The sequence below is a fragment of the Duganella sp. CT11-25 genome, assembly GCF_047302815.1.
Classification (GTDB): Bacteria; Pseudomonadota; Gammaproteobacteria; order Burkholderiales; family Burkholderiaceae_D; genus Rugamonas.
The window spans coordinates 4,273,259-4,297,385 of the sequence record NZ_JBKBFD010000001.1; the positions used below are offsets into that span (position 1 = coordinate 4,273,259).

The window sequence follows — 24,127 nt, forward strand, 5'->3', positions numbered from 1 at the left end:
CCGTTACAGGCTGCCTTTGGTCGACGGGATGGTGCCGGCGGCGCGCGGGTCCAGCTCGGACGCCATGCGCAGCGCGCGGCCGAAGGCCTTGAACACGGTTTCGCATTGATGGTGCGCGTTGGTGCCGCGCAGGTTGTCGATGTGCAGCGTGACCAGCGCGTGGTTGACGAAGCCGCGGAAGAATTCCAGCGTCAGGTCGACGTCGAAGGTGCCGATCATCGCGCGCGTGAACGGGATGTGGTATTCGATGCCTGGACGGCCGGAGAAGTCCAGCACGACGCGCGACAGCGCCTCGTCCAGCGGCACATACGAGTGGCCGTAGCGGACGATGCCCTTGCGGTCGCCGATGGCCTTGGCCACGGCCATGCCCAGCGTGATGCCGACGTCTTCCACCGTGTGGTGGTTGTCGATGTGGATGTCGCCGGTGGCTTCCACGTCGAGGTCGAACAGGCCGTGACGGGCGATCTGGTCCAGCATGTGATCCAGGAAGGGGACGCCGGTGTTCAGCTTTTGCTTGCCGGTGCCGTCAAGGTTGATCGAGACGCGGACTTGCGTCTCGTTGGTGTTGCGGATGATTTCTGCGGTGCGGTTCATGAAGGGCTCGCGATGGCGATGGCGATAACGTTAGGCTGCCAGCGATGCGGCGAAGGCATCGAGGAAGGCGGAATTCTCTTCCGGGGTGCTGACCGTGATACGCAAACAATTGGCCAGCACACTGTGCATTTTACTCACATTTTTAATTAAAACCTTGTGGGACAGTAGTTTCACGTGGGCATCGTCGGAATTTGGCACGCGAATCAAGATAAAATTCGCCGCCGACGGAAATACCTCCACGCCCGGCAGGGCGGCCAATGCAGCCGCCAGATCGGCGCGTGCGGCGCGCAAAGCGGCGGCCTGCTGGTTCAGCACCTCCACGTGGTCGAGCGCGAACTCGGCCGCTGTCTGCGTTAATACATTAATGTTGTAAGGAGGCCGCACTTTGTCGAATTGCTCCAGCAATTGCGGCGCCGCCGACATGTAGCCGAGGCGGATGCCGGCCAGTCCCAGCTTCGATACCGTGCGCATCACGACCAGGTTGGCGAATTCCGGCAGGCGGTGCATGAAGGTTTGCTGGGCGAACGGCTCGTAGGCTTCGTCGACGATGGCCAGGCCGAAACCATCGAGCGCCTTGATGATGGCGACGATGTCGGCGGCGGCGAACAGGTTGCCGGTCGGGTTGTTCGGGTAGGACAGGAACACCAGCGCCGGCTTGTGCTCGGCGATCGCGGCCAGCATGGCGGGCAGGTCCAGGGTCAGGTCGGCCTTCAGCGGCACGCCGACGTAGTCCATGCCGGCGAATTGCGCCGAGCGCTGGTACATCACGAACGACGGCGTCGGCGCCAGCACCACGGCGCGGCGGTCCTGCAGCGCGCAGCCCATGCACAGGATGGAGATCAGTTCGTCGGAGCCGTTGCCGAGGATGACGTCGTAACCGGCCGGCACGCCCAGCGTGGCGCGCACGCGCTGCTTGATGGTGGCGTAGGAGGCGACCGGATAGCGGTTCAGCACCGCCTCGGCCAGGCGCCGGCCCAGTTCCTCGCGCAGGTGATGCGGCAGGTGGTAAGGGTTCTCCATCGCGTCCAGTTTGATAAAACCACTCGCGTCGGCGACGTGGTAGCCAGCGATGGCGCGCACGTCGGGGCGGATGGTGTTGTTGACCAGGGTGTCGATGGAAGACATCTTACTAAAGCTCCTATGAGTTGATTGGACTTCGCTTAGTTACTGCTGCTACGGGTTTTTTCTTCTTTTCGGGCGGCGCCGGCACCTCCGGCATGGCCAGGCGCTCGGCGATGATGGCGCAGTAGTCCGGGTTCAGCTCGAAGCCGACGAAATTGCGGCCGCAGCGCTTGGCCGCGATCGCCGTCGTGCCGCTGCCCATGAACAGGTCCAGCACCACGCCGTCCGGCGGGCACGAAGCCTTGACCATGCGCTCGATGATCTCCAGCGGCTTTTGCGTCGGATGGTCGGCGCGCTCGGGATGCTCGCGGTGCAAACGCGACACGCTCCACAGATCCTTGGGGTTGTAGCCCACTTCCAGCCACTTGGCGCCGATGAAGATCGAGCGCGAGCGGGCTTTCTTGGTCTCGGCGTCGTAGGGGATGCGCACCGCATCCAGGTCGAAGTAGTAATCCTTGCGGCGCACGAAGAAGCCGATGGTGTCGTGCACCGAGGAATAGCTGCGCACGCTGCCGCCCATCGACGGCACGCGGCGGTCCCAGATAATCTCGTTCATCATCGTCATGCGCTTCTTCAGCAGCACGAAGATCTCCGGCGAAAAGCGCCAGGTCAGGAAGATGTACAGGCTGCCGTTCGGCTTCAGCTTGGGCACGGCGGCGTCGATCCACTGCTCGGTCCAGCGCAGGTATTCCTCCACCGTCTGCGAGTCGGAATCGTTGCCGTAGTCCTTGCCCAGGTTGTACGGCGGGTCGGTCAGGATCAGATCGATGGAACCGTCCGGGATGCGCGCCAAGCCGGCCAGCGCATCCTCGCAGAACACCTGATTGAGCCAGATTTCACTCATTGCTTGATGCGCAGTTCAGCGCTGCGGGCGTGCGCCTGCAGGCCTTCGCCGTAGGCCAGTTCGGCCGCGACCTTGCCCAGCGTTTGCGCGCCGGCTTCGCTGACGTGGATTATCGACGAGCGTTTCTGGAAATCGTACACGCCCAGCGGCGACGAGAAGCGCGCGGTGCGCGAGGTCGGCAGCACGTGGTTCGGGCCGCAGCAGTAGTCGCCCAGCGATTCGGACGAGAAGCGGCCGAGGAACATGGCGCCGGCGTGGCGGATCTGGTCGGCCCATTGCTGCGGGTCCTCGGCGGAGATTTCCAGGTGCTCGGCGGCGATCGCGTTGGCGATGGCGCAGGCCTCGGCCATGTCGCGCACTTTCACCAGCGCGCCGCGGTCGGTCAGCGAGGTGCGGATGGTTTCCGCGCGCGGCATGCCCGGCAGCAGCCGGTTGATGCTGGCTTCCACCCTGGCGATGTAGTCGGCGTCCGGGCACAGCAGGATGGCTTGCGCCAGCTCGTCGTGCTCGGCCTGCGAGAACAAGTCCATCGCCACCCAGTCGGGATCGGTGGTGCCGTCGCAGATGATCAGGATTTCCGACGGGCCGGCGATCATGTCGATGCCGACGATGCCGAACACGCGGCGCTTGGCGGCGGCCACGTAGGCGTTGCCGGGGCCGACGATCTTGTCGACCGGCTGGATGGTTTCGGTGCCGTGCGCCAGCGCGCCGACCGCTTGCGCGCCGCCGATCGTGATGACGCGGGTGACGCCGGCGATCGCGGCGGCGGCCAGCACCATCTGGTTCTTCACGCCGTCCGGGGTCGGCACCACCATGATGATTTCCTGCACGCCGGCGACGTGCGCGGGAATCGCGTTCATCAGCACCGACGATGGATAGGCCGCCTTGCCGCCCGGGACGTAGATGCCCACGCGGTCCAGCGGCGTGACTTTCTGGCCCAGCACCGTGCCGTCGGCCTCGGTGTAGGTGAAGCCGTTCAGTTCCTGCTTCTGGCGCTCGTGGAACACGCGGATGCGCTGCGCGGCGACGTTCAGCGCGTTGCGCTGCGCCTCGGGAATCGCGGCCAGCGCGGCCTGCAGCTCGGTTTCCGGAATGTCGAAGGCGGCCATGCCGGCGGCGCCGCCGTTCGGGATGCGGTCGAAGCGGTTGGTGTATTCCAGCACGGCGGCGTCGCCGCGCGCCTTGACGTCGGCCAGGATGCCGGCCACCGCATGTTCGATCGCGTCGTCGGTGCTCGCTTCAAATGCCAGCAGGGTGTCCAGTGACTTTTTAAAATCGGCTTGGGTGGAATCGAGCTTGGTGATTTGAATCGGCATGATGTTTTACTTTTTAGAGGCGCGTTCGAATGCTTCAATGATGGGTTGCAGGCGCTCGCGCTTGAGCTTGAGCGCGGCCTGGTTGACGATCAGGCGCGACGAGATGTCCATGATGGCTTCCACTTCGACCAGGTCGTTGGCGCGCAGCGTGTTGCCGGTGCTGACCACGTCGACGATGGCGTCCGACAGGCCGACCAGCGGCGCCAGCTCCATCGAGCCGTACAGCTTGATCAGGTCGACGTGCACGCCTTTCTTGGCGAAGTGCTCGCGCGCGGTCTGCACGAACTTGGTGGCCACGCGCAGGCGCGCGCCCTGGCGCACGGCGGTCTCGTAGTCGAAGCCGTTCTTCACGGCCACCGACATGCGGCAGGCCGCGATGTTCAGGTCGATCGGCTGGTACAGGCCTTCGCCGCCGTGCTCCAGCAGCACGTCCTTGCCGGCCACGCCGAAGTCCGCCGCGCCGTACTGCACGTAGGTCGGCACGTCGGTGGCGCGGACGATGATGACGCGCACGTCCGGGTCGTTGGTCGACAGGATCAGCTTGCGCGAGGTCTCCGGGTTCTCGGTGACGGTGATGCCTGCCGCTTCCAGCAGCGGCAGCGTGTCCTCGAAAATGCGTCCCTTCGACAGCGCCAGGATCAGCTGCGAGTTGGCCTGAAATCCGCTCATAATTATTTAATCCGTTTGATGTCGGCGCCCACCGCCGACAGTTTGACTTCCATCTGGTCGTAGCCGCGGTCCAGGTGGTAGATGCGGTCGATCAGCGTTTCGCCGCGCGCGGCCAGCGCCGCGATCACCAGCGACGCCGACGCGCGCAGGTCGGTCGCCATCACGGGCGCGCCCACCAGCTGCTCGACGCCCTTGATGAAGGCCGTGTTGCCGTCGGTCTCGATCGCCGCGCCCAGGCGGTTCATTTCCTGCACGTGCATGAAGCGGTTTTCGAAAATCGTTTCGGTCACGCGGCTGGCGCCGTCGGCGATGGTGTTCACCGCCATGAACTGCGCCTGCATGTCGGTCGGGAAGCCCGGGTATTCGGTGGTGCGGAAGGTCACCGGCGTCGGGCGCTTGTTCATCTGCGCGCGGATCCAGTTGTCGCCGACGGTCAGCTGCAGGCCGATCTCGCGCAGCTTGTCCAGCGCGGCGTCCATGATGTCGACGCGGGTGTTGCGGATCGTGATGTCGCCGCCGGCCGCAGCCACCGCGCACAGGAAGGTCGCCGCTTCGATACGGTCGGAGATCACCGCGTGCCTGGCGCCGTGCAGCTCGGCCACGCCCTGGATCACCAGGCGGCTGGTGCCGATGCCTTCGATCTTCGCGCCCATGCCGACCAGCAGGTTGGCCAGGTCGGTCACTTCCGGTTCGCTGGCGGCGTTTTCCAGGATGGTCTCGCCTTCGGCCAGCGTCGCCGCCATCAGCAGGTTCTCGGTGCCGGTCACGGTGATCATGTCGGTGACGATGCGCGCGCCCTTGAGCTTTTTGCACTTGGCGTAGATGTAGCCGCCTTCGACGGTGATCTCGGCGCCCAGCGCCTGCAGGCCCTTGATGTGCTGGTCGACCGGACGCGAGCCGATGGCGCAGCCGCCCGGCAGCGAGACCTTGGCTTCGCCGAAGCGCGCCAGCAACGGGCCCAGCACCAGGATCGACGCGCGCATGGTTTTCACCATCTCATACGGCGCTTCCAGCTTGTCGATGGCGCTGCCGTTCAGCGTGACCTTGTCGCCGTCCTGCGTCACTTTCAGGCCGGTCTGGCCCAGCAGCTTGAGGATGGTGGCGACGTCGTGCAGGTTGGGCACGTTCGACAGCTCGACGTCGCCGGAGGTCAGCAGGCCGGCGCACAGGATGGGCAGCGCCGCGTTCTTCGCGCCGGAAATAGTGATGTCGCCGTTCAGGCGCTTGCCGCCTTGTATGAGGAGCTTGTCCATGCTTATCCTTGATATTCTTCAGGGGTGAGGGTTTTCATCGACAGGGCGTGGATTTCTTCACGCATGCGGTCGCCCAGCGCGGCGTACACGATCTGGTGGCGCTGGATCAAACGCTTGCCCGCGAACGCGGGCGACACAATCACGGCCTGGAAGTGCTGGCCGTCGCCCTCCACTTCAAGGTGCGTGCATTCGAGACCGGCCGAGATATAGCCGTGGATGAGTTCTGGAGTAGTAGCCATGATGAATCCTTAGAATAGATTAGTGGCGCAGGCGATAGCCGCTGCGCAGCAAGCGAATCGCCAGCAGCGCCAGCGCGACCAGGAAGCCCGAGACGATGGCCAGGCTTAACAGCGGGTTGACGTCCGACTGGCCGAAGAAGCCGTAACGGAAGCCGTCGATCATGTAGAAGAACGGGTTCAGGTGCGAGATCGTCAGCCAGAACGGCGGCAGCGAGTGGATCGAGTAGAACACGCCGGACAGGAAGGTCAGCGGCATGATCAGGAAGTTCTGGAACGCGGCCAGCTGGTCGAATTTCTCGGCCCAGATGCCGGCGATCAGGCCCATGGTGCCGAGGATGGCGGCGCCCAGCAGCGCGAACACGATGATCCACAGCGGCGCCGTGAACGACAGGTGCGCGAACCAGGCGGTGACCACGAACACGCCGAAGCCGACCACGACGCCGCGCACCATGGCGGCGATCACGTAGGCCGAGAAGATTTCCCAGTGCGACAGCGGCGTCAGCAGCACGAACACCAGGTTGCCGGTGATCTTGGACTGGATCAGCGACGACGACGAGTTGGCGAAGGCGTTCTGCAGCACGCTCATCATCACCAGGCCTGGAATCAGGAAGGCTGTGTAGCTGACGTCGGTGTACACGGTGACCCGGCCTTCGAGCACGTGGCCGAAGATCAGCAGGTACAGCATGGCGGTCAGGATGGGCGCGGCGATGGTCTGCGTGGCGACTTTCCAGAAGCGCAGGGTCTCCTTGTAGACCAGGGTGCGGAAGCCGGTGGAGATGAAGTTCATACGGTGCCCTTGTCCATGATCTGCAGGAAGATGTCTTCCAGATCCGCTTGTTGCAACTGCATTTCGTCGATCACCGCGCCGGCGCCGCGCAGGCGCGCCAGGATGGCTTCGACTTCCGCATATTCGTTGATGCGCAGGCTGTACTTCTTGCCGTGCTCCGTGGCTTCCGGGTGCGTGACCAGGTGGCGCAGGTCGTCCGGCAGGTCGCCCTGCGTCATGTTGACGATCAGCTGCGAGCCGGAGATGCGGCGTATCAGCGACGCCATCGTGTCGAGCGCGACCACCTTGCCGCTCTTCAGCATGGCCACGCGCTTGCACATGGCTTGCGCTTCTTCCAGGTAGTGGGTGGTCAGGACCACGGTGTGGCCTTCGCGGTTCAGGCGCGAGATGAACTTCCACAGCGTCTGGCGCAGCTCGACGTCGACGCCGGCGGTCGGCTCGTCGAGCACGATGACGGGCGGCTTGTGCACCAGCGCCTGCGCCACCAGCACGCGGCGCTTCATGCCGCCGGACAGCGCGCGCATGTTGACGTCGGCCTTGTTGGTCAGGTCGAGGTTGTGCATCACTTCATCGATCCAGGCGTCGTTGTTCGGCAAGCCGAAGTAGCCGGACTGCAGGCGCAGCGTCTCGCGCACCGTGAAGAAGGGATCGAACACCAGTTCCTGCGGCACCACGCCCAGCTTCTTGCGCGCCGCGCGGAAATCGCCGGTGACGTCGTGGCCGTGGATGGTGACCTTGCCGGCGTCGGGCCGGATCAGGCCCGCGATGATGGAAATCAGCGTGGTCTTGCCGGCGCCGTTGGGGCCCAGCAGGCCGAAAAACTCGCCCTCTTCAATGGAAAGGGAGACGCCGCCCAGTGCCTGGAGCGACTTGTAGCGCTTCTCGACATTACTTATTTGGATCGCTGTCATGCTTGACTTATCTGTAAGGTGCGGCGGCGCGAGCCGGCGCAGGATGCCCAAAAGGCAGAAGGTGGTGCGGGCGCCGCGGCGCTTAGGCAGCGGCAACGTTCAATTATATTGGATTTTGGTCAGGCACAGCCGGGACCGGGCAATACTTGGGAGGCGGCGGGGTGGGGCGGGGGTCAATGATGGTGGTGCGCGGCCGAGTCGTCGGCCAGGCCGGTCTTCTTGGCGAAGACCGTGGTGGGCGCCTCGACGGGCGAAAACTCGTCGTGGGCCGGGTTGCCGGCGGCGGCGCCGTCCTGCTCCAGCTTGACGTCGGGCGGGAACAGCAGCGAGCACACGCCGTACAGCTTGGTCAGGCTTTGCAGCGCCGGCGGCAGGTTCTTCAGCACCAGCTTGACGCCGGCGTCGCTGGCGGCGCGTTGCCACGCCAGCATCACCGACACCGCCACCGAATCCACCGTCAACACATGGCGCAGGTCGAACACGGTCTGGCCGGCCTTGAGGGCGGCGAGGCCGCGCTCCAGCGCCGCGGTGGCGTTGAGCACGGTCAGGGTCGTGAGCGACAGCAGGTTGTCGATGGGTTCGGAAACGGCGGTGGACATGGCTTTAAGCTTATTTAGCGACGGTTTTCAGTGGTTTGTTGGCCAGCTTCTTGTTCTTTTCAGTCAAGGCTTTGATCAGGCCATCGATGCCGCCCTTGCTGATTTCGGAAGCGAAGGTGCCCTTGTAGGTCTCGACCAGCCACGCGCCCAGCACGTTGATGTCGTAGATCTTCCAGCCGGTAGGCGATTTGGCGACGCGGTAGTTGAGCGGGATCGGTTCGCCGCGGGCCACGTTCACCTGCGAACGCACTTCCACTTCGGTATCGGTCGGATCGGCGCGCAGCGGCTTGAATTCGACGGTTTCATTCTTGATCTGCGACAGCGCGCCCGAATACGTGAAGATCAGCAGCGTGCGGAACTGTTCCGACAGGTTTTTCTGCTGTTCAGGCGTGGCGTCGCGCCAGAAGCGGCCGGCCGCCAGCGCGGTCATGCGCTGGAAATCGACGTAGGGCAGGATCTTGGTCTCGACCAGGTCCATCACCTTCTTCTGGTCGCCGGCCTGGATCGCCTTGTCCGCCTTGGCGGTGTCGATCACGTCCTGGCTGATGCGCTTGACCAGCACGTCGGGCGCTTCGTTGGCGGGGACGGCGGCGTGCGCGCTGGTGGCCAGCGCAACAGTTGCTACAGCGATAAGTTGTTTGATCAATTTCATGTTTTGTTTACCTATGTGTGGTTCTTCGGGTTCACAGGCTGTCGTTGTTCGCAGCCGGTGTGCCGGAGTTTAACTCTTTTGGCGCCGATTCGGATGACACAGGTGCAGAAGTTTCCGCAGCGGCGGACGTCTCGTCCTTCTTCGCCTTCTTGCTCGGGCCGTCGCCGTCGGGGTGAATCTGGCTCTCGCGGCGCTGCAGGTAGCCGTCGCGGATGAATTCGTAGCGGTCCAGCGCCGCGTCCTCCAGCAGGCTGGTCGCGTCCAGCAGGTTAGCACGCTGGTCGACCACGCGGAGCACGGTACCGCTGTTGCGGATATACACCGGCTCCTTGTAGGCCCAGATATCGCCGCTGATGTCCACCGGCAGGGCGACCGTGTCGCGCACGGTCGACGGGCCCAGCAGCGGCAGCATCAGGTAGGGACCGGACGACACGCCCCAGGTGCCCAGGGTCTGGCCGAAGTCTTCCTTGTGCTTCTGCAGGCCGGCTTCCGAGGCGATGTCGAACAGGCCGACGATACCCAGCGTCGAGTTCAGCGCGAAGCGCGTGACATCCGACATGCCTTCCGAGCCCTTGCCTTGCAGCAAGTTATTGACGGCGGTCCAGGCGTCGGCCAGGTTGCCGAAGAAGTTGTTCACGCCGGTCTGCACAAACGACGGCGTGACGTTCTTGTAGGCGGTGGCGACCGGTTTCAGCGCGTAGGTGTCGACCGTGTCGTTGAAGCTGAACATGGCGCGGTTGAAGCCCTCGTAAGGGTCGCGCGGGTTGGGACCGGCGCAGCCGGCCAGCATCAGGGTGACGCCCAGCGCCAGCGCGGCGCTACGGAAGTGTTGCGGGGTACGGTGCGTCATTATTTCTCGTCCTTTCCTTCTGCGGCCTTGCTGTAGATGAACTGATTGATCAGGTCTTCCAGCACGGCCGCCGATTGGGTGCGCGCGATTTTGTCACCGGCCGCCAGATTATTCAGGTCGCCGCCGGCCTCGATGCCTACGTATTGCTCGCCCAGCAGGCCGGCCGTCAAGATCTTGGCCGAACTGTCCTTAGGGAATTTGTAGCCTTCTTCCATGTTCAAGACTACCAGTGCCTGATACTTCTTGTCATCAAACTTGATCTCTCCCACACGGCCTACCACCACGCCGGCGGCCTTGACCGGGGCTTGCGGGCGCAGGCTGCCGATGTTGTCGAAGTTGGCGGTGATGGCGTAAGCCTTGCCGAAGGACATGGAACCCATGTTGCCGGCCTTGAGCGCAAGGAACATCAGTGCGGCCACGCCGACCACGATGAACAGACCGACCCAGACATCCAGAGATTTACGTTGCATAGCGATTCCTCAATTCTTTCTTTATCTTTTTACTTGCTGAACATCAGCGCCGTCATCATGAAGTCCAGCCACCAGATCATCAGCGATGAAATCACGACGGTGCGGGTGGTGGCGCGCGCCACGTCTTCCGGCGTCGGCTGCGCCTCATAGCCCTGGTACAGGGCGATGAAGGTGATCGCGATGCCGAACACCACGCTCTTGGCGAAGCCGTTGAAGATATCCTTGTAGATATCGACGCCTCCCTGCATCTGCGACCAGAACGCGCCGTTGTCGACACCGATCAGCTGCACGCCGACCAGGTAGCCGCCGAACACGCCGACCGCGCTGAACACCGACGCCAGCAGCGGCACCGAGATCACGCCGGCCCAGAAGCGCGGCGCCAGCACGCGCTGGATCGGGTTCACGGCCATCATCTCCATCGCCGACAACTGCTCGCCGGCCTTCATCAGGCCGATTTCCGCCGTCAGCGAGGTGCCGGCGCGGCCGGCGAACAGCAGCGCGGTGATCACCGGGCCCAGTTCGCGGGTCAGGCCCAGCGCCACCAGCAGGCCCAGCGATTGCTCGGCGCCGTATTTGTTCAGCGTGTAATAGCCCTGCAGGCCCAGCACCATGCCGACGAACAGGCCGGACAAGGTGATGATCAGCATCGAATAATTGCCGATGAAGTGCAACTGCTCGATCAGCAGCTTGGGACGGCGCAGCAGGCCCGGCGAGACGCTCAGCAGGTTGCCGAAGGTGCGGGCGCCGTAGCCGATGCTTTCAATGTAGTCGCGCAGCGGCGCGCCCAGCCTGGACAACCAATTCTTGACGCTCATACTTGCACTCCCAGGCCCAGATCGTCGGCCAGGGACTTGCCTGGATAGTGGAACGGCACCGGGCCGTCGGCCTCCGCGTTGACGAACTGCTTCACGTACGGATCGGCGGACACCATCATGTCGGCCGGCGTGCCGTGCGCGACGATTTTGCCTTGCGACAGGAAATAAACATAATCGGCGATGGCGAAGCACTCCTTGACGTCGTGCGACACCAGGATCGTGGTCGAGCCCAGCGCGGTGTTCAGGTTGCGGATCAGGTTGGCGGTGACGCCCATCGAGATCGGATCCAGGCCGGCGAACGGTTCGTCGTACATGATCAGTTCCGGGTCCAGCGCGATCGAACGCGCCAGCGCCACGCGGCGCGCCATGCCGCCGGAGATTTCGCCCGGCTTGAGCCTGGCGGCGTTGCGCAAGCCGACCGCGTGCAGTTTCATCAGCACCAGGTTGCGGATCAGCTCTTCCGGCAGATCGGTATGCTCGCGCAGCGGGAAGGCGACATTCTCGAACACGGTCAAATCGGTGAACAGCGCGCCATGCTGGAACAGCATGCCCATCTTGCGCCGCAACAGATACAAGCCCGCGGTATTCAATTTGTGCACCACCTGGCCCTGCACCTTGACCTGGCCTTTTTGCGGGCGGATCTGGCCGCCGATCAGGCGCAATACCGTGGTCTTGCCGCTACCCGAGCCGCCCATGACTGCAACCACTTTCCCACGCGGGAAATCCATCTGGAGGCCCGACAAGATCGAGCGCTTTCCATAGGAGAAGTGTAAATCACGGATTTCGACTAGATTAGGCACGACTGAACTCATTATTTTTAATGCCGTATTGTAGTGCAGAAAGGTTAATCTCTGCTGGAGCCCCCCTCTTTTGTGACAACAAGGGAGATGATGAATGGCAGATAATACAACACTACTGAACCCAAAGTCAGCAATTTACACCCAGCACGAATTGTTACATTGTTGCATCGCACAATGCCCGAATGTAAAAAAAACCGGGGCGGCCGGGGATCACCCGTCCGCTCCCGGCAGGGAGTCAGGCTGCTGCCGTCGCGCCGCGCTTAGCGTGGCAGATCGGAACTGCCCATCAGGAACTCGTCGACCGCGCGCGCGCACTGGCGGCCTTCGCGGATCGCCCACACCACCAGCGACTGGCCGCGGCGGACGTCGCCGGCGGCAAACACCTTAGGGGCGGAAGTCTTGTAGCAGCCGTCGCCGTCGGTGCTGGCCTTGGCGTTGCCGCGACCATCCTTGTCGATGCCGAAGGCGTCCAGCACGTTGGCGACCGGCGACACGAAGCCCATGGCCAGCAGCACCAGGTCGGCCTTCATCTCGAATTCCGAACCTTCCACTTCGCTCATCTTGCCGTCTTTCCACTCGACGCGGCAGGCGATCAGCTTCTCGACCTTGCCGCCCTTGCCTTCCAGGCGCTTGGTGGCCACCGCCCAGTCGCGCTCGCAGCCTTCCTCGTGCGACGAGGAGGTGCGCAGCTTGGTCGGCCAGTAGGGCCAGACCAGCGGCTTGTTCTCTTGTTCCGGCGGCATGGGCATCAGTTCGAACTGGGTCACCGAGGCGGCGCCGTGGCGGTTCGAGGTGCCGACGCAGTCGGAACCGGTATCGCCGCCGCCGATGACGACCACGTGCTTGCCGGTGGCTTTCAGCTGGTCCTTGACCTTGTCGCCGGCGTTGACCTTGTTTTGCAGCGGCAGGAAGTCCATGGCGAAGTGCACGCCCTTCAGCTCGCGGCCCGGCACCGGCAGGTCGCGCGGCTGCTCGGCGCCGCCGGCCAGCACCACGGCGTCGAATTCCTTGGCCAGGTCTTCAGGGAAGATGGTTTCCTTGGCCCAGTTGTTGACGTTGGCCGGGAAGTCCTTGCCGACCAACACGCTGGTGCGGAACACCACGCCTTCGGCTTCCATCTGCTTGATGCGGCGGTCGATGTGCGACTTTTCCATCTTGAAGTCGGGGATGCCGTAGCGCAGCAGGCCGCCGACGCGGTCGCTCTTCTCGAATACGGTCACGGCGTGGCCGGCGCGCGCCAGCTGCTGCGCCGCCGCCAGGCCGGCGGGACCGGAACCGACCACGGCCACTTTCTTGCCGGTCTGCTTGTCGGCGGGCTGCGGCAGCACCCAGCCGTGTTCCCAGCCTTCGTCGATGATCTTGTGCTCGATCGACTTGATGCCGACCGGATCGTCGTTGATGCCCAGCGTACAGGCGGACTCGCACGGCGCGGGGCAGATGCGGCCGGTGAATTCCGGGAAGTTGTTGGTCGAGTGCAGGGTGTCCAGCGCCTCGCGGTAGTTGCCGCGATAAACCAGGTCATTCCAGTCGGGGATGATGTTGTTGACCGGGCAGCCGGTGTTGCAGAACGGGATGCCGCAATCCATGCAGCGCGCGCCCTGCACCTTGGCCTGTTCATTGGTCAGGGGAATGACGAATTCGGCGTAGTTTTTCAGGCGCGCGGCAGGCGGCAGATAGCCCTCGTCCTGACGCTGGAATTCCATGAAACCGGTGATTTTACCCACGATATATCCTTTAGTGATCTGTTGCGACGTCATCCCCGCGCACGCGGGGATGACGTTTCTGCTGTCTTATGCTGCGATGGGCTGGGCGGAGGCGGCTTCGTTCGCCACGTCCTCGGCCATTTCGGCCAGGGCGCGTTTGTATTCGCTCGGGAATACCTTGACGAACTTGCTGCGGCCTTCGGCCCAGTTATCCAGCAGCAGGCGCGCGCGCGTGCTGCCGGTGTGCTTGAAGTGACGCTCGATCAAGCGCTTCAGGATCACTTCGTCGGCTTCGCGGCCCAGATCTTTGTGCTGCACGTGGAAGCTGGTGCTGTCCACTTGCTGTTCCTTGGCGGTCAGCACCGGCTCCAGCGTCACCATCGAGGTGTTGCAGCGGGTCTCGAAATCGCCGTCCGGGTCGTACACGTAGGCGATGCCGCCCGACATGCCCGCCGCGAAGTTGCGGCCGGTCGCGCCCAGCACCACCACGGTGCCGCCGGTCATGTATTCGCAACCGTGGTCGCCGGTGCCTTCGACGATGGCGGTGGCGCCCGAGTTGCGCACGGCGAAACGCTCGCCGGCCACGCCGTTGAAGAAGGCTTCGCCGCTGATCGCGCCGTACAGCACGGTGTTGCCGATGATGATGTTGTTGACTGCCCAGCCGCGGAACTCGGTGTTCGGACGCACGATGATGCGGCCGCCCGACAAGCCCTTGCCGACGTAGTCGTTGCCTTCGCCGACCAGGTCGATGGTGATGCCGTGCGCCAGGAAGGCGCAGGCCGACTGGCCCGCCGTGCCCTGCAGCTGGATGTGGATGGTGTCGTCCGGCAGGCCGGCGTGGCCGTAGCGCTTGGCCACTTCGCCCGACAGCATGGTGCCGACGGTGCGGTTGACGTTGCGCACCGGCGAGATGAACGAGACGCGCTCGCCTTTTTCCAGCGCCGCCTTGGCTTGCGCGATCAGCTTGTGATCGAGCGCCTTGTCCAGGCAGTGGTCCTGCTCCATCGTGTGGTAGATGGAATCGCCGTTCGGCACTTCCGGCGAGTAGAAGATGTTGCTGAAGTCCAGGCCCTTGGCCTTCCAGTGCGTGATCGCCTTGGACTTGTCCAGCAGGTCGACGCGGCCGATCAGCTCGTCGTAGCTGCGGATGCCCAGTTGCGCCATCAGCTGGCGGGCTTCCTCGGCGACGAAGAAGAAGTAGTTGACCACGTACTCGGGCTTGCCGGAGAACTTGGCGCGCAGTACCGGATCTTGCGTCGCGACGCCGACCGGGCAGGTGTTCAAGTGGCATTTGCGCATCATGATGCAACCCTCGACCACCAGCGGCGCGGTGGCGAAGCCGATTTCGTCGGCGCCCAGCATGGCGGCGATGACGACGTCGCGGCCGGTGCGCATCTGGCCGTCGGCCTGGACGCGGATGCGGCTGCGCAGGCCGTTCAGGACCAGGGTCTGTTGCGTTTCCGCCAGGCCCAGCTCCCACGGCGTGCCGGCGTGCTTGACCGACGACAGCGGCGACGCGCCGGTGCCGCCGTCATGGCCGGCGACCACCACGTGGTCGGCCTTGGCCTTGGTCACGCCGGCGGCCACGGTGCCGATACCGACTTCCGACACCAGCTTGACCGAGATCGAAGCGCGCGGATTGGCGTTCTTCAGGTCGTGGATCAGCTGGGCCAGGTCTTCGATCGAGTAGATATCGTGGTGCGGCGGCGGCGAGATCAGGCCGACGCCCGGCACCGAGAAGCGCAGCGTGGCGATGTATTCCGACACCTTGTGGCCCGGCAGCTGGCCGCCTTCGCCGGGTTTCGCGCCCTGCGCCATCTTGATCTGGATCTGGTCGGCCGAGTTCAGGTAGGCCGCGGTCACGCCGAAACGGCCCGACGCCACCTGCTTGATGCGCGAACGCAGCGAATCGCCTTCCTGCAGCGGAATGTCGACCACCATCTGCTCTTTGCCCATGACCGACGCCATGGTTTCGCCCTGCTTGATCTTGATGCCCTTCAGTTCCATCGTGTAGCGCGACGGATCTTCGCCGCCTTCGCCGGTGTTGGATTTGCCGCCGATGCGGTTCATCGCCACCGCCAAGGTGGCGTGGGCTTCGGTCGAGATCGAACCCATGGACATCGCGCCGGTCGCGAAGCGCTTGACGATTTCCTTGGCTGGCTCGACTTCGTCCAGCGGGATCGCCTTGGCCGGATCGATCTTGAACTCGAACAGGCCGCGCAAGGTCAGGTGGCGCTTGCTCTGGTCGTTGATGATCTGGGCGTACTCTTTATAGCTGGAGAAGTTGTTGCTGCGGGTCGAATGCTGCAGTTTCGCGATCGCATCCGGGGTCCACAGGTGGTCTTCGCCGCGCACGCGGTAGGCGTATTCGCCGCCGGCGTCGAGGTGGTTTTCCAGCACCGGATCGTTGCCGAAGGCCAGGTTGTGCAGGCGCAGCGCTTCTTCCGCCACTTCGAACACGCCGATGCCTTCGACGTTGGACGAGGTGCCCTTGAAGTATTTGTCGACCAGCGACTTGTTCAGGCCGACGGCTTCGAAGATCTGCGCGCCGCAGTAGGACATATAGGTCGAGATGCCCATCTTGGACATGACCTTCATCAGGCCCTTGCCGATGGCCTTGGTGTAGTTGTACACGGCTTTTTCGCCGGACATATCGCCCGCCATGCCGTGCGCCATCTCGACCAGGGTTTCCATCGCCAGGTAAGGGTGGATGGCTTCGGCGCCATAGCCGGCCAGCAGCGCGAAGTGGTGGGTTTCGCGGGCCGAGCCGGTTTCCACGACCAGGCCGGTGGAGGCGCGCAAGCCCTTGCTGACCAGGTGCTGGTGCACGGTCGAGGTGGCCAGCAGCGCGGGTATCGCCACGCGGTCCGGGCCGACCGAGCGGTCCGACACGATCAGGATGTTGTGGCCGGACTTGACCGCATCGACCGCCTCGGCGCACAGCGACGCCAGGCAGGCTTCCACGCCGTCCTTGCCCCATGCCAGCGGATAGCAGATGTTCAGCTCATATGACTTGAACTTGCCGCCGGTATGCGCGCTGATGCCGCGCAGGCGCGCCATGTCGTCGAAGCCCAGGATGGGCTGCGAGACTTCCAGGCGCATCGGCGGATTGACGTTGTTGGTGTCCAGCAGGTTCGGTTTCGGGCCGATGAAGGACACCAGCGACATCACCATCGCTTCGCGGATCGGATCGATCGGCGGGTTGGTCACTTGCGCGAACAGCTGCTTGAAGTAGTTGTACAGCGGCTTCAGTTTGTTGGACATCACGGCCAGCGGCGAGTCGTTGCCCATCGAACCGGTGGCCTCTTCGCCGGCGGCGGCCATCGGCGCCATCAGGAATTTCAAGTCTTCCTGGGTGTAGCCGAAGGCTTGCTGGCGGTCCAGCAGCGACGGCAGGGCTTTTTCGCCCTGCGCCGGCAAGTCGTATTTGACGCGGTTGTGCGCCAGCTGGCTTTCGCTCAGCTTGATTTCGTTCAGCTTGATGCGCACCGCGTTGATCCATGCCTTGTACGGCTTGGCGTTGGCGTAGGTGTCTTTCAACTCTTTATCGTCGATGATGCGGCCGGCTTCCAGGTCGATCAGGAACATCTTGCCTGGCTGCAGGCGCCATTTCTGGATGATCTTCGACTCGGGAATCGGCAGCACGCCCGATTCCGACGCCATCACCACCAGGTCGTCGTCGGTCACGATGTAACGCGCAGGACGCAGGCCGTTGCGGTCCAGCGTGCCGCCGATATAGCGGCCGTCGGTGAAGGCCATGGCGGCCGGGCCGTCCCATGGTTCCATCATTGCAGCGTGATATTCGTAGAACGCGCGGCGATTGTCGTCCATCGTGCCGTGATTTTCCCAGGCTTCAGGAATCATCATCATCATCGCCTGGGCGATCGGATAGCCTGCCATCAGCAGCAGTTCCAGCGCGTTGTCGAAGCAGGCGGTGTCCGACTGGCCTTCGTAGATCAGCGGGAACAGTTTCTGCAGGTCTTCGCCCAGCACGGCGGATTTCATCACGCCTTCGCGCGCGCGCATCCAGTTGAAGTTGCCCTTGACGGTGTTGATCTCGCCGTTGTGGGCGATCAGGCGGTATGGGTGGGCCAGCGGCCACTCGGGGAAGGTATTGGTCGAGAAACGCTGGTGCACCAGCGCCAGCGCGGAAACGCAGCGCGCGTCCTGCAGGTCTTTATAGTACACGCCGACCTGGTCCGCCAGCAGCAGGCCTTTGTAGACGATGGTGCGGGCCGACAGCGAGGCCACGAAGAATTCTTTGCCGTGGATCAGTTTCAGCGCCTGGATCGCGTGGCCCGACGATTTGCGGATCACGTACAGTTTGCGTTCCAGCGCGTCGGTCACCATGATGTCGGCGCCGCGGCCGATGAAGATCTGGCGGATCACCGGCTCTTTGGCGCGCACGGTCGGGGACATCGGCATGTCGCAGTCGACCGGCACGTTGCGCCAGCCCAGCACGACCTGGCCTTCGGCGCGCACGGCGCGCTCGATTTCCTGTTCGCAGGCGATGCGCGAAGCGTTTTCCTTCGGCAGGAACACCATGCCGACGCCGTACTCGCCTGGCGGCGGCAGTTCGATGCCCTGCTTGGCCATTTCGTCGCGGTAGTACTGGTCCGGGATCTGGATCAGGATACCGGCGCCGTCGCCCATCAGCGCATCCGCGCCGACCGCGCCCCGGTGATCGAGGTTTTTCAGGATCAGCAGACCCTGTTCCACAATGGAGTGACTCTTATTACCCTTGATGTGGGCGACAAAACCGACGCCGCAGGCGTCATGTTCGTTGGATGGATCGTACAGACCTTGGGCTTTCATGGGCTCTCCACTGCAAATTTGGCTGATGAAAATGAAGAGTAGTGCAATGCAGCGTAAACTTCAACCATAACAATTAGGGTCGGAGTCGAATTAAATTTTTAAACCATGCTTATAATTTTAATTGGGGACAGAGTGAAAACTAAGTTGTTTCAGGCTTGATCTTGAACGGCCGCCCGCGTTTGGCGGGCAACACCTGGCGCTTGACCTTGTTCTGCAAGGCCGTCTTGAACTGCTCCGAGCCCAGCGGCCAGCCCTTGAGCAGCGCCTTGCCGACGATATCGATCTGCTCCGCCGTCAGCGTGGGCTCGGAAATGGCGATATAGGCCGCCTCGCGCTGGAACGGCGTATTCCCCAGCGCCCAGACCTGCGCATGGTCGGTCACCAGGCCGTCCGGGCGGATGCCGGCGTGATGGCAATAGCTGGACCACGGATAATCCTCGGCGCGGCCGACCATGCCGTTGCGGACCGGGTTGAACTCGATATAGCGGCTGCACAGCATGAAATACTGGTCGGCATCGATCAGCGACGTTTTGTAGCGCCCGTTCCACAAAGTTCCACTGCGGGAATACTTTTGGTTGAAATAAGGCACGTAATAGCGGCCTATCCACTGCATCATCTGGCCGAGGCCGTCTTCATCGGCCGGCGTGACCAGCAAATGCAGGTGATTCGGCATCAACACGTAGGCATGGATGGCGACCTTATAGGTTTTGGCGGCCGTGCGCAGCCAGCCGAGGAAGGTTTGATAATCCTCCGCATCCTGGAACACGAGCTGGTTGTTATTGCCGGTCTGGATGACGTGGTGCGGTTGTCCGGGGACGATGAGGCGGGGTAGGCGGGCCATAAAATGCAAAAAGGGGTCGATCGGAATCCCGATTCTACCCCTTAGTCGCGACTCTGTCCCCGATTAATCGGCGGCCGCGAAAAACAGCCGCGACTCCGTCCCTATTTATGACAGATTGAAGCTGGCGGACAGGCTGTAGCCTTCGCCATAGGCGCTGCGCAGCGGCAGATCCTGGCCCAGGCCGGTGCGCGCCTTCTTGCGCAGGCGGTAAACCAGCATGTCGACGCGGCGCCCGGCGTCCGGATCGTCGCCGCCGATGCCGGCCACGATGACCTGGCGCGGCACGGGACGGGTATTAATCGTCAACAAGTGCAGGAAGTTGCACTCTTTCTCGGTCAAGGTGATCGCCATGCCCTGCAGCTCCAGCTGGCGGGCACTGACTTTCAGGGTCCACTTGCTGGGTGCCGGTATGGTTTCCTGTGGCCCGACGCGCCGGTCCAGCGCCTCGATGTGGGCCGCCAGTTCCGGGAACTTGATCGGCTTGGTCAGGTAATGGTCGGCGCCGAGGCGCAGGCCCAGGATGCGATTGTCGAAGGCGACGCGGCCGGTCAGCACCAGCAAGCCGATCTGCGGATATAGCTGCCGCATGCGCGGAATCACGTTGAAGCCGTCTTCGTCAGGCAGGCCGAGATCCAGCACCACCACGCCGACGTTCCCCTGGCTTAAAGCGGACCACATATCGCTGGCGTTGTTGGTGATGTGCACCTCGTGTTCAAGCTCAGTCAGAAACTCTGCCATCTCCTCGGCATAGTCCAGATTGTCTTCCACGATGAGTATTTGCGTCATTGATGCGCCGTTCGATCGATTTTATTGAGCAACCGTGCTCCGTCCCGCCCTGCTTTTTTCAGCTTGCGTCCGAGGAATTATCACTGTTGCTACTGCGCTGCGCAAGGCTTTTCCCGGCATAGTCCGCTATGGGCAACCAAATCCGAAATTCCGTGCCGCTTTCAGAAACATTCTTTGCAGTGATCGTGCCGCCATGGACGTCCGCGATCGAGCGTGCCATGTACAGGCCCAGGCCTGAACCGGGCACCCCGGCGGCATTGCTGCCACGGAAGGATTTATCGAATACGCGCGCCAGTTCCATCTCCGGCAGCCCGGCGCCGTGATCGCGCACCAGGAACTCGACACCACCCTCCATTGCCATTTTGCCCATCAATTCTATCGGAGTATTGCCTTCCGTGTATTTGATCGCATTATCTATCAATATTTCCAGGCATAAACGCATGCCGGCCGGGTCGCAGCGCATCCAGGGCGGCAGCCCGTCGGTCCGCACCGACACCGCGCCGCGGCGGCTGCGCGCCTGCTCGGCGGCGGCCTCCAGCAGGGCGGCGGGATTGATTTCGTTGGGCTGGCGCTCGCGGCCGATGCTGGCCATGCGGTCGGGCGACAGGTACTCGTCCAGCATCGCCAGCATGCGGTCGACCGCGGTCTGGATCTTGCGGTAGCGCTTGCGGGTGCCTTCGTCGTGATGGGCGCCGGTCATTTCCAGGCGCTGCACGGCGCCGTCGATGGTCGACAGCGGCGTGCGGAATTCGTGCGACAGCATGGACGCGAATTTCTTTTGCTGCGCCGCCAGCTCTTGGCGCTCGCCCGCGATTTGTTCCAGCAGCAAGCGATACCGCTCCTCGGATTCGCGTAAAGCCGCCTCCAGTTCCGCGACGGTGGCCATCTATTCCGCCAGCGGGGCAAAGATTTGCTGCAGGTCTTCCTGGGTCAGCGCCATCTTCTGCGATTCGCCTTCGGCCAGGATGGATTGCGCCAGGTCCGATTTCTTTTGCTGCAGGACCTGGATCTTTTCCTCCAGCGTGCCCTTGGCGATCAGTTTATAGACAAACACCGGCTTGTCCTGCCCGATGCGCCAGGCGCGGTCGGTGGCCTGGTTTTCCGCCGCCGGATTCCACCACGGATCGTAGTGGATCACGGTGTCGGCCGCCGTCAGGTTCAGGCCGACGCCGCCGGCCTTCAGGCTGATCAGGAAGATCGGCACCGCGCCCTGCTGGAAGGCCGCCACCTGCGCGCTGCGGTCCTTGGTGTCGCCGGTCAGCAGCGCATACGGGATGTCGCGCGCCTCCAGTTCCTCCTCGATCAGCTCCAGCATGCTGGTGAACTGCGAGAACACCAGGATCTTGCGGTTTTCTTCCAGCAAATCCTCGACCATCTGCATCAGGTCGATCAGCTTGGCCGAGCCGGCCGTCTGCTTCTTCGACGGCAGCGACTTGACCAGGCGCGGATCGCAGCACACCTGGCGCAGCTTGAGCAGCGCCTCGAGGATCACGATCTGGCTGCGCGCCACGCCCTTGCGGTCGATCTCGTCGCGCACCTTCTGGTCCATCGCCAGCCGCACGGTCTCGTACAGGTCGCGCTGGGCGCCGGTCAGCTCGACCTTGCGCACCATCTCGGTCTTCGGCGGCAGTTCCTTGGCCACGTTGTCCTTGGTCCGGCGCAGCAGGAAGGGCTTGATGCGGCGGTTCAACAGCCCGCGCCGCAGCGGATCGTCCTGGCGCTCGATCGGGTGGCGGAACACGGTGTTGAAGCCCTTCTCGTCGCCCAGCAGGCCGGGCAGCAGGAAGTGGAATTGCGACCACAGCTCGCCCAGGTGGTTTTCCAGCGGCGTGCCGGACAGGCACAGCCGATGGCGCGCGCGCAGCAGGCCGGCGCTCTGGGCCGCCTTGCTGCGGGTGTTCTTGATGTAGTGCGACTCGTCCAGGATGACCAGGTGGAAATCGTGCTCGCGCAGCTTTTCCTCGTCGCGCGGCAGCAGCGCATAGGTGGTCAGCACCAGGTCGGCCTCGTCGATCTGGTCGAACTGGCCCATGCGGTCCTTGCCTTGCAACAGCAGCACGCGCAAGCCCGGCGCGAAGCGCGCGGCTTCCTCCTGCCAGTTGCCCATCAGGCTGGTCGGCGCGATCACCAGCGCCGGCGCCGTCAGGCGGCCCGCCTCTTTCTCGACCAGGATGTGGGCCAGCGTCTGCACCGTCTTGCCCAGGCCCATGTCATCGGCCAGGATGCCGGCGAAGCCGTATTCGCGCAGGAACTGCATCCACGACAGGCCGTCGGTCTGGTAGTCGCGCAGCGTGGCTTGCAGGCCGGCCGGCGTGGCGATGCGCTTGACCGCGCCGAACTGGTTCAGGCGCGAACCCATGTCGCGCAATTCCTCGCCGCCATTCCAGTTCAGCTCGACGTTGCGCTGCAACTCGTCCAGGCGCGCGGCGTCCAGCGTGGCCATGCGCAGCGAAGTCTTGATCTTGTCGCTGAAATACAACTCGCCCAGCGTATTCAGGATAGGCTTGACCCGGCCCCAAGGCAGGGCGACGCGGCTGCCGTCCGGCAAGGTGGCCAGCATCTGGTCTTCCGCACCGTGCAGCGCGATGGTTTTCGGGTTGAAATCGAGCGGCGCGTTGCGTATCAGCTGGACCAGCACCGGCAGCAGCGGCACCCGCTCCTGGTTGACCATGATGCCCAGCTCCAGGTCGAACCAGGCGTGGCCGCCGTCGGCCGGATCCTCCACCACGTCGGCATACCAGTCGCCGACGTCGACCACGTCATAGCGGTACTTGACGGTTTTTTCGATTTTCCAGCCGGCCGCCTTCAGGGATTCGATGCCTTCGCGCGCAAAGCGCAGCCATTCGGCTTGGCTGGGCAGCAACAGTCCACCCTTGACGCTGCTCAGCGGCAAGGTGGTCGGCGCCTGGAAATGACGCTCGCTCAGCAGCGACAGCGCCTGCTCCTCGGCGGCGCCGTCGCGCTGGATGATCTCGGTGACCTCGCCCTTCTGGCGCACCACGCGCTGCGACGGGTCGAAGGACACGCGCTCGCCGTCGTAGTCGAAGGACAACACGGCGAAGTCGTGCCAGCGCTGCAGCGAGCCGTCGGCCAGCATGGCGGCGTCCAGGGTCAGCACCGGGCGCGGCTTGACGTCGTCGCGCACCCGCTGCGGCAGCGGCTGCGGCAGCGGCATCAGCCCTTGCAGGCCGTGCGCCAGCAGCAGCTGCGACACGCGCATCTTGTCGTTGGCGGTCAGCAGCGGGGCTTGCGCCACCAGCGCCTGCAGGTCGGCCAGCGGTATCGTCGCGCCGCCCTGGTTGAGCTGCAGCACGCCGCAGGACAGGTTGTCGATATACCAAGGCGGGTCGGTCGGCAGCATGTAGTCGACCTGGTCGGCGCCGGTGTGCTTGGCGCCGGGCGCGGCCTGCACCTGCCAGCCGAGGCGCAGGCCCTTGCCTTCTTCGCGCCAGGCCAGGTTGGCCTCGCGCAGCACGCCGCCCTTGAGCGGGTAGACCAGGCCGTTGCCGACGTCGGCCCAGGAGTTTGCCCAAAGCAATTTATCCTGCTCGGCCAGCATGTCCAGCAAGGCCGCGCCGATCTTGCCGCGCGGCTCGGTGGCCGAGCCGGTCTGGGAATTCTGTCCGCTGCGCATGGCAACGAAGAAACGGATCAAGTCCTCGTCGCCCGGCGCCAGGAAGCTCGGCGGCGCCGACAGCAGCGAGAACACTTCGCTGACCGGGCTGGCCGCGGCGACGTCGCCGTTCGAGCGCAGGCGCGCCTTGTACAGGCACAGCGCCACGTGGCGGCCGCCGCTGGTGGGCGCCATCACGTAGATCAGCTTGTATTGGGTTTGTTTCGGATCGGTATCGACCGGCGGCGCGTTCAGTTTGGCTTTGGGATGCGCGGCGGCATCCACACGCTGCAGCCAGGTGGCGACGGCGTACGACAATTGATTCGCGGGCGGCGCAGGGCGTGTTGGAGATGCCGGGGCGGCCGGAACAGCTGGCTTGGCGGGCACATCATCGGTGGCGTCGTCGCGGGTAAAATCCATAGGTCGCATTGTTGTTCAAAGATGGTTC

At 63.7% G+C, this 24,127-nt stretch carries 21 protein-coding genes; all 21 read right to left on the reverse strand.

Annotated features, from left to right (window positions below; translation table 11 throughout):
• Positions 1 to 3: 3 nt before the first annotated feature.
• Positions 4 to 594, reverse strand: coding sequence for an imidazoleglycerol-phosphate dehydratase HisB (gene hisB, locus ACEN9F_RS18150; protein WP_090324507.1), 591 nt, complete (start codon positions 592 to 594; stop codon positions 4 to 6).
• Between the two features lie 30 nt (positions 595 to 624).
• Positions 625 to 1,719, reverse strand: a complete 1,095-nt coding sequence (gene hisC, locus ACEN9F_RS18155; RefSeq protein WP_413421936.1) for a histidinol-phosphate transaminase — start codon at positions 1,717 to 1,719, stop codon at positions 625 to 627.
• A 13-nt stretch (positions 1,720 to 1,732) separates the two neighbouring features.
• The gene (locus ACEN9F_RS18160; protein WP_413421938.1) at positions 1,733 to 2,560 is read right to left on the reverse strand and encodes a DNA-methyltransferase; all 828 of its coding nucleotides are present in this window, start codon (positions 2,558 to 2,560) and stop codon (positions 1,733 to 1,735) included.
• Positions 2,557 to 3,876, reverse strand: a complete 1,320-nt coding sequence (hisD, locus tag ACEN9F_RS18165; RefSeq protein WP_413421940.1) for a histidinol dehydrogenase — start codon at positions 3,874 to 3,876, stop codon at positions 2,557 to 2,559. Before hisD ends, ACEN9F_RS18160 begins: the two co-directional genes overlap by 4 nt.
• Before the next feature lie 6 nt (positions 3,877 to 3,882).
• The gene (gene hisG, locus ACEN9F_RS18170; protein WP_413421942.1) at positions 3,883 to 4,545 is read right to left on the reverse strand and encodes an ATP phosphoribosyltransferase; all 663 of its coding nucleotides are present in this window, start codon (positions 4,543 to 4,545) and stop codon (positions 3,883 to 3,885) included.
• A 2-nt stretch (positions 4,546 to 4,547) separates the two neighbouring features.
• Positions 4,548 to 5,798, reverse strand: a complete 1,251-nt coding sequence (murA, locus tag ACEN9F_RS18175) for a UDP-N-acetylglucosamine 1-carboxyvinyltransferase (RefSeq protein ID WP_413421944.1) — start codon at positions 5,796 to 5,798, stop codon at positions 4,548 to 4,550.
• Between the two features lie 2 nt (positions 5,799 to 5,800).
• Positions 5,801 to 6,037 (reverse strand): BolA family protein, encoded by a 237-nt coding sequence (locus tag ACEN9F_RS18180; RefSeq protein WP_413421946.1) that lies wholly within the window; start codon positions 6,035 to 6,037, stop codon positions 5,801 to 5,803.
• Between the two features lie 19 nt (positions 6,038 to 6,056).
• Positions 6,057 to 6,824, reverse strand: coding sequence for an ABC transporter permease (locus ACEN9F_RS18185; RefSeq protein ID WP_413421948.1), 768 nt, complete (start codon positions 6,822 to 6,824; stop codon positions 6,057 to 6,059).
• Positions 6,821 to 7,735 carry an ABC transporter ATP-binding protein gene (locus ACEN9F_RS18190; RefSeq protein ID WP_413421950.1) on the reverse strand — a complete coding sequence of 305 codons (915 nt, stop codon included), beginning with the start codon at positions 7,733 to 7,735 and terminating at the stop codon, positions 6,821 to 6,823. The genes ACEN9F_RS18185 and ACEN9F_RS18190 overlap by 4 nt, the downstream gene beginning before the upstream one ends.
• Positions 7,736 to 7,908: 173 nt before the next feature.
• Positions 7,909 to 8,334 carry a lipid asymmetry maintenance protein MlaB gene (locus tag ACEN9F_RS18195; protein WP_413421952.1) on the reverse strand — a complete coding sequence of 142 codons (426 nt, stop codon included), beginning with the start codon at positions 8,332 to 8,334 and terminating at the stop codon, positions 7,909 to 7,911.
• 10 nt (positions 8,335 to 8,344) lie between these two features.
• Positions 8,345 to 8,986 (reverse strand): phospholipid-binding protein MlaC, encoded by a 642-nt coding sequence (locus ACEN9F_RS18200; protein ID WP_413421954.1) that lies wholly within the window; start codon positions 8,984 to 8,986, stop codon positions 8,345 to 8,347.
• 31 nt (positions 8,987 to 9,017) lie between these two features.
• Positions 9,018 to 9,836: a VacJ family lipoprotein gene (locus ACEN9F_RS18205; protein WP_413421956.1), complete on the reverse strand. Its 819-nt coding sequence runs from the start codon at positions 9,834 to 9,836 to the stop codon at positions 9,018 to 9,020.
• Positions 9,836 to 10,306, reverse strand: a complete 471-nt coding sequence (gene mlaD / locus ACEN9F_RS18210) for an outer membrane lipid asymmetry maintenance protein MlaD (RefSeq protein ID WP_413421958.1) — start codon at positions 10,304 to 10,306, stop codon at positions 9,836 to 9,838. Before mlaD ends, ACEN9F_RS18205 begins: the two co-directional genes overlap by 1 nt.
• 29 nt (positions 10,307 to 10,335) lie before the next feature.
• Complete coding sequence (gene mlaE, locus ACEN9F_RS18215) at positions 10,336 to 11,121, reverse strand: lipid asymmetry maintenance ABC transporter permease subunit MlaE (protein WP_413421960.1); 786 nt, start codon at positions 11,119 to 11,121, stop codon at positions 10,336 to 10,338.
• A complete protein-coding gene (locus ACEN9F_RS18220; protein WP_413421961.1) occupies positions 11,118 to 11,933 on the reverse strand; it encodes an ABC transporter ATP-binding protein in 816 nt (271 codons plus the stop codon). The genes mlaE and ACEN9F_RS18220 overlap by 4 nt, the downstream gene beginning before the upstream one ends.
• A 248-nt stretch (positions 11,934 to 12,181) precedes the next feature.
• The gene (locus ACEN9F_RS18225; protein WP_413421963.1) at positions 12,182 to 13,645 is read right to left on the reverse strand and encodes a glutamate synthase subunit beta; all 1,464 of its coding nucleotides are present in this window, start codon (positions 13,643 to 13,645) and stop codon (positions 12,182 to 12,184) included.
• A gap of 66 nt (positions 13,646 to 13,711) precedes the next feature.
• Positions 13,712 to 18,439 carry a glutamate synthase-related protein gene (locus ACEN9F_RS18230; RefSeq protein ID WP_413421965.1) on the reverse strand — a complete coding sequence of 1,576 codons (4,728 nt, stop codon included), beginning with the start codon at positions 18,437 to 18,439 and terminating at the stop codon, positions 13,712 to 13,714.
• Between the two features lie 139 nt (positions 18,440 to 18,578).
• Complete coding sequence (locus tag ACEN9F_RS18235; RefSeq protein WP_413421967.1) at positions 18,579 to 19,280, reverse strand: REP-associated tyrosine transposase; 702 nt, start codon at positions 19,278 to 19,280, stop codon at positions 18,579 to 18,581.
• Positions 19,281 to 19,385: 105 nt separating this feature from the next.
• A complete protein-coding gene (locus tag ACEN9F_RS18240) occupies positions 19,386 to 20,066 on the reverse strand; it encodes a response regulator transcription factor (protein WP_008443102.1) in 681 nt (226 codons plus the stop codon).
• A 58-nt stretch (positions 20,067 to 20,124) separates the two neighbouring features.
• A complete protein-coding gene (locus tag ACEN9F_RS18245; protein WP_413421969.1) occupies positions 20,125 to 20,952 on the reverse strand; it encodes a sensor histidine kinase in 828 nt (275 codons plus the stop codon).
• Positions 20,953 to 24,099 (reverse strand): DEAD/DEAH box helicase, encoded by a 3,147-nt coding sequence (locus ACEN9F_RS18250; protein WP_413421971.1) that lies wholly within the window; start codon positions 24,097 to 24,099, stop codon positions 20,953 to 20,955.
• Positions 24,100 to 24,127: the final 28 nt, after the last annotated feature.